The sequence below is a fragment of the Paraburkholderia sp. SIMBA_054 genome, assembly GCF_046534875.1.
Lineage (GTDB): Bacteria > Pseudomonadota > Gammaproteobacteria > Burkholderiales > Burkholderiaceae > Paraburkholderia > Paraburkholderia hospita.
Genome location: NZ_JAWRXV010001137.1, coordinates 1 through 257 on the forward strand (window position 1 = coordinate 1; position 257 = coordinate 257).

At 52.9% G+C, this 257-nt stretch carries 1 protein-coding gene; it reads right to left on the reverse strand.

Annotation, left to right across the window (positions count from 1 at the left end; all coding sequences use genetic code 11):
• On the reverse strand, positions 1 to 257 hold a 257-nt coding region (locus tag SB822_RS58710; RefSeq protein ID WP_410859325.1), incomplete at both ends, for a serine hydrolase.

The following is a 257-nucleotide window of genomic DNA, read 5'->3' on the forward strand; positions in this document are numbered from 1 at the left end:
CCATAGTTGCCTGACTCCCCGTCGTGTAGATAACTACGATACGGGAGGGCTTACCATCTGGCCCCAGTGCTGCAATGATACCGCGAGACCCACGCTCACCGGCTCCAGATTTATCAGCAATAAACCAGCCAGCCGGAAGGGCCGAGCGCAGAAGTGGTCCTGCAACTTTATCCGCCTCCATCCAGTCTATTAATTGTTGCCGGGAAGCTAGAGTAAGTAGTTCGCCAGTTAATAGTTTGCGCAACGTTGTTGCCATT